Origin of the sequence: Deinococcus sp. (assembly GCF_030523985.1) — a bacterium.
Classification (GTDB): domain Bacteria; phylum Deinococcota; class Deinococci; order Deinococcales; family Deinococcaceae; genus Deinococcus.
The window spans coordinates 1-5,055 of the sequence record NZ_JAUNHK010000007.1; the positions used below are offsets into that span (position 1 = coordinate 1).

General features: G+C 65.0%; 7 protein-coding genes. 2 read left to right on the forward strand and 5 right to left on the reverse strand.

What is annotated here, in order from left to right; genetic code table 11:
- Both Q4C89_RS02205 and ddrC read right to left on the reverse strand, forming a co-directional pair.
- Positions 1 to 266: DnaA N-terminal domain-containing protein (locus Q4C89_RS02205; protein WP_303100976.1), on the reverse strand; the 266-nt coding region annotated here is incomplete at its 3' end.
- 103 nt (positions 267 to 369) lie between these two features.
- The gene (gene ddrC / locus Q4C89_RS02210) at positions 370 to 1,059 is read right to left on the reverse strand and encodes a DNA damage response protein DdrC (protein WP_303100977.1); all 690 of its coding nucleotides are present in this window, start codon (positions 1,057 to 1,059) and stop codon (positions 370 to 372) included.
- A gap of 138 nt (positions 1,060 to 1,197) precedes the next feature.
- On the opposite strand from ddrC, the gene Q4C89_RS02215 reads away from it, so the two are divergent.
- Positions 1,198 to 3,120 carry an acetate--CoA ligase gene (locus tag Q4C89_RS02215; RefSeq protein WP_303100978.1) on the forward strand — a complete coding sequence of 641 codons (1,923 nt, stop codon included), beginning with the start codon at positions 1,198 to 1,200 and terminating at the stop codon, positions 3,118 to 3,120.
- A gap of 41 nt (positions 3,121 to 3,161) precedes the next feature.
- A complete protein-coding gene (locus tag Q4C89_RS02220) occupies positions 3,162 to 4,139 on the forward strand; it encodes an NUDIX domain-containing protein (RefSeq protein ID WP_303100979.1) in 978 nt (325 codons plus the stop codon).
- Positions 4,140 to 4,142: 3 nt separating this feature from the next.
- Here the strand turns inward: Q4C89_RS02220 and Q4C89_RS02225 are convergent, their stop codons facing one another.
- The 3 genes from Q4C89_RS02225 to Q4C89_RS02235 are packed head-to-tail and all read right to left on the reverse strand — an operon-like array spanning position 4,143 to position 4,977.
- Positions 4,143 to 4,331 carry a hypothetical protein gene (locus tag Q4C89_RS02225; protein ID WP_303100980.1) on the reverse strand — a complete coding sequence of 63 codons (189 nt, stop codon included), beginning with the start codon at positions 4,329 to 4,331 and terminating at the stop codon, positions 4,143 to 4,145.
- Positions 4,328 to 4,729 carry a PIN domain-containing protein gene (locus Q4C89_RS02230; protein ID WP_303100981.1) on the reverse strand — a complete coding sequence of 134 codons (402 nt, stop codon included), beginning with the start codon at positions 4,727 to 4,729 and terminating at the stop codon, positions 4,328 to 4,330. The genes Q4C89_RS02225 and Q4C89_RS02230 overlap by 4 nt, the downstream gene beginning before the upstream one ends.
- The gene (locus Q4C89_RS02235; protein WP_303100982.1) at positions 4,726 to 4,977 is read right to left on the reverse strand and encodes an AbrB/MazE/SpoVT family DNA-binding domain-containing protein; all 252 of its coding nucleotides are present in this window, start codon (positions 4,975 to 4,977) and stop codon (positions 4,726 to 4,728) included. The genes Q4C89_RS02230 and Q4C89_RS02235 overlap by 4 nt, the downstream gene beginning before the upstream one ends.
- Between the last annotated feature and the right edge of the window lie 78 nt (positions 4,978 to 5,055).

Here is a 5,055-nt window from a genome sequence, read left to right on the forward strand (position 1 = left end):
TCGGGCGCGGGGGGCGGATCGCTGGGCAGCAGCAGGGCGTCCTGGGCGGCGGGCAGCACCTGAAATTCGACCTGGGGCTGCTCGGCCCCCAGCGAACGCAGCGCGGCGAGCAGGAGCTCCTGATAGTGGTCGCGGAACCAGTCCTTGGTAAAGGAATTGCGGACGCCCAGGATTAGCGACCCTTCCTGCACGCCCAGCGGCTTGATGGGTGAAAACCAGGTCTTGTATTCCAGTTCCGAAACATTTTTGCGGACGTAAGCGAGCACATCGGCCCAGATTTCCTGTGAGATAACCGTCCCCCCCTTTTGAGCCTGAGGTGAGCCTGAGGCCAAAGTTGGGGTCAGGGTAGCACTCCCCCTGTGCGCGCTATCAGCCCACTTGCCCCGGCAGCGTGTCCCAGTTGCGGCCCTCGCTGCGGGCGACTTCCTCGTGCAGGCGCAGGATGGCGGCGTTGCCCTGGGTGCCCCGTTCCTGAATAGCGTGGTTGGTGACGGTGTCGATGTAGGCGAGGCGCAGCAGTTCGGTGCTGCTCAGGCCGTCGCGGGTGGCGCGCACGCCGCGTTCCTCGCGCACCGAGGCGCTGTCTTTGCCCAGGACGGCGCGGTTGCTGATGCTGCCGAGTTGCCCGTAGACCCCCCCGCGCCCACCGTGCCGGGCCACCGTCGCCAGCAGTTCGCGCCGGGCGTCGGTACTTTCCAGCCGCGCCGAGAGCCAGCGCCGGGCAGCGGGTTCGGGGCTGCGTTCGGCAATCTGGGCCGCCAGCCGCACGTCGCCCTGCATGGCGCGGGCCAGCAGGTCACGCGCCCGCCGTTGCCAGCGCCGCGCCTCCGGGGTCGCCAGCGCAAAGACCAGCGCCGCGAAATCGGGCACGCTCAGGGCCGCCTCGGGGCCAGCGCCGAAGTCGCGGTAAATCTCCGGCAAACCGTGTTCCACGAGAACCGCCGCCCAAGACGAGCCGAGGCCCAGTTGGGTCTGAACCGTCGGCGCGTGAAGGAAGCCGTCCGCACTGAGGGGCAGACGAACGGAGCCGAAATTGAGGGTCAAAGGAGCGTTTTTCATACGAATATTCTAGCACGGATTATGTAAAAAACATAATAATTCCCGACCAAGTTTGGAGCGAAAGCGGGTCATTTGGAACTGCCCGGCGGACTAGAATCTGACGGTCGAACACAACCCAGCCCAGGAGGTTTTTCTGCCATGACTGACCCTGCCCTAAACGGCACTGCCTCGCCCGACGTTTCGGGTCGTCCCGAACGCTTCTCCCCGCCCCAAAGCGTGCTTTCGCGCCTGCGCTACGACCCCCAGGCCGACATAGACCGCGCCGCTGCCGACCCCAACGCCTTCTGGCTGGAGCAAGCGCAGCACTACGAATGGACGAAACCGCCCACCCAGGCGCTGCACTGGGACAGGCCGCACCACACCTGGTTCGCGGACGGCGAAACCAACATCACCCTCAACGCCCTTGACCGCCATGCGCACGGCGAAGCCCGTACCCGCGCCGCGCTGATTTGGCTTTCGGAGGACGAGCAGGCCCAGATTTACACCTACGGCACGCTGCATGACCGGGTGGAGCGCTTTGCGGCGGGGCTGCGGTCTATCGGCGTAGAGAAGGGCGACCGCGTGGTGATCTACATGCCGCTGACCCCCGAAGGCGTGATTGCCATGCTCGGCTGCGCCCGAATTGGCGCGGTGCATAGCGTGGTGTACGCGGGGCTGGGTGTGTCGGCGCTGCGTGACCGCATTCAGGACGCAGGCGCCAAAGTCGTGATTACGGCGGACGTGGGCTACCGCCGGGGCAAAGTCGTCGACCTGTACGCGATTGCCGCGGAGGCCATCCAAGACCTCACCACCGTGGACTACCTGGTGCTGTGGGAACGGGTCAAGACCATGCACCGCGAACACGACAGCCGCACGGTGGCGTGGGAAGACCTGATGAAGCGGGGCAAGGCCGCAGCCGTCCCCGTGAACGCCGAAGACCCGCTGTTCATCCTGTATACCTCGGGCAGCACGGGCAAACCCAAAGGCGTGCTGCATACCCACGGCGGTTACATGGTGGGCACGTCGTACCACATGAAAGCCCTGCTGGACGTGCATCCGGGCGACGTGTACTTCTGCACCTCCGACATTGGCTGGATTGTGGGGCACAGTTACATCGTGTACGGGCCGCTGGTGTCGGGCGCGACCGTGATGTTCCGCGAGGGTGCCCCCGACTTCCCTGACACGGGCGTGCTGTGGCGCTTGATAGAAAAATTCGGCGTCAACGTGCTGTTTACTGCGCCCACTGCGCTGCGGCTGTTTATGAAACTGGGCGCCGACGTGCTCAAACCCTATGACCTCTCCAGCCTGCGCGTGGTGGCCTGTGCGGGCGAGGCGCTCAACCCCGAGGCGTGGCGCTGGGCACAGGAACATGTGGCGGGCGGCCTGGGCGAAGGCGCACACGCAGTAGTCATCGACAACTGGTGGCAGACCGAACTCGGTGGGCCGACCATCGGCACGCACGCCCGCTGGCCCGTGCGCCCCGGCTACGCGGGAAGGGCGCTGGCAGGTGTGGACGCGGATGTGGTGGATGAAACAGGTCACCCCGTCCCCACCGGGCAGCAGGGCTATCTGGTCATCCGGCGGCCCTTCCCCAGCATGATGCGCGGCGTGCACGGCAACGACGAAAAATACGCCGCCGTCTGGAACGAAAACCCGGCGGGCTACACCTCGGGCGACCTGGCACTGAGGGACGAAGACGGCTACATCTCGATTCTGGGCCGCAGCGACGACGTGCTGAGCGTGGCGGGCCACCGCATCGGCTCGGCGGACGTGGAAGACGCGCTGGTCAGCCACCCCGCTGTGGCCGAGGCCGCCGTCATCGGCATTCCCGACCCGCTCAAGGGCGAGGCGATTATCGCCCACGTCATTCTGCGCCGTGGCTTTGAGGGCGGTGTGGGACGCGGCCTGCGGGCCAGCATCACCGAGCATGTGCGCCACCAGCTTGGCCCCATCGGTACGCCTGCCGAAATCAAGGTGGTGGACGCGCTGCCCAAAACCCGCAGCGGCAAAATCATGCGCCGTGTCTTGCGGGCACAGGCGCTGGGCCAAGACCCCGGCGACCTGACGACGCTGGAAGGTTGAGCCTCCTCTCCCCGCTGCCGCCTGCCTCTAGAGTGGGCGGCATGTCTTATCTGTCCGAACTTCGCGCCGTCTGGGGTCAGCGGCCTTTGCCAGTGGTGGGCGTCAGCGTGCTGCTGCGCGACGAACGGGGCCGCGTGCTGCTTCAGCGCCGGGGAGACGACGGGCAATGGGGCATCATCGGCGGCGGGCTGGAACCCGGCGAGGATGTTCTGGGGGCCGCCCGCCGCGAACTGCACGAGGAAACGGGGCTGCGTTGCCCGAATCTGCGTCCGCTGCCCCTGACTGAGGGGCTGGTCAGCGGGCCGGAGATGTTTCACCGCTACCCGAACGGCGACGAGGTGTATCTGGTCGGCCTACGCACCGAGGGCGAAGTGCCTGCGGTGGCGCTGGAAGCTGCCTGTCCCGACGACAGCGGCGAAACACTGGAACTGCGCTGGTTCGCGCTGGACGACCTGCCGCCGCTGAACAGCAACATCAACCGCATCAGCATGAATGTGCTGCGGGCGCGGGAAGGGCTGCCGCCTCTGCCGCTGCTGTCCATCCCCACTCCTTCCCCACCCGGCGACTGGCTGCGCGAGATGCGGCGCTTGGTCGGCCCGCGTCCCCTGATGGCCCCAGGCGCCAACGTCGCTGTAACGAACGCTCGGGGCGAACTGCTGCTGCTTCGGCACGCGGGGACGGGTCGCTGGACGCTGCCCGGCGGCAGTCTGGAACTGGGCGAATCGTTCGTGGCGTGTGCAGCGCGGGAACTGCACGAGGAAACGGGCTTGCGGGCGGCGATGCTGGAGCCGTTGAAACTCTACGCCGGGGCGGAGTACCGTTTCACCTACCCGCACGGCGACGTGATTGACAACATTTCGGTGCTGTTCCGTGCCGAGGGGGTGAGCGGCAATCTGGTCTGCTCTGCCGATGAAGTTCACGGCGCGGCGTGGTTTGCCCCGTCCGCTCTGCCCTCCGCTGCCGAGCTGAGCGGGCCGCTGATTCGGGCGAAGGTGAGCGACTGGTTGGCGCTGGCCTGACCGTTAGACCTGCCCGCTCTGCTCCCGCTCAATCAGCGCCAGTGCCACCCGTAACGCCTCTATTCGCCTCTGCGTCAGCGTGTGCTGGGCGGGTTTCAGTTTGCCGCCCGCCAGTACCTTTTCGCACTTGCTGAGGGTAGAAGCGAGGGCGCGATGGGCTTCGGAAAGTTGGGTGGGGGTGAAGGGGGTCATGTCAGTACCGCCACGCCCAGCTTGCCCAAGTCGCGGTCAAAACTGGCTACGCTTTGGCCTTTTTCCTGCGCTAAAGCTGCCAGATAAGCATCGGCAAAGTCCACGTTTCTCTCGGCGTAAAAGCTGAGGGCTTGCTTAACAACTTCCCCGTCTACGGCGCTCACGTTAGGCAGCTTGAGCAATTGCAAGAGGGCCGTCGCCACCTCTGCCCGCGTCAGTTTGTAAAACGATTTCAGCGTAAAAACACATTCTGCGGCGACCACGCTGGGAATCAGCAGGTCCAATTCACCTGTTGCTGCCCGTTGAAAATAGGCTTTTGCACGCGGCGAAAGTGTCTCGTGATCAGCCAGTAAAAAGCGCAAAATGACGTTGGTGTCCAGCAAAGCTTGCTGACTCAAAGGCATTCGCCTCTCGCAAAGGCTTCGGCAACGGCGGCCCGTTCCTGCTCGTGGGTGGTGCCCACTTTGGCGTATTGACGCAGCATTCCAAACACCTCATCGGGGCCAGTTACTCGCTCCACGGCGGCCTCTAGCCCCGTTTCGGTGGCTCGCCAAACGAGTTTGTCCCCCTTTTTCAGCGACAGCGCCTCGCGGATTTCGACGGGAATGGTGACTTGTCCCTTACTGGTGATGGTGGAATGACTCATACACGCTCCTTACTAAGAGTATATGCCTTACTTGCCTGAATGCTGCACCCAGACCACGCTCTGGCCCTCGGCGCGGGC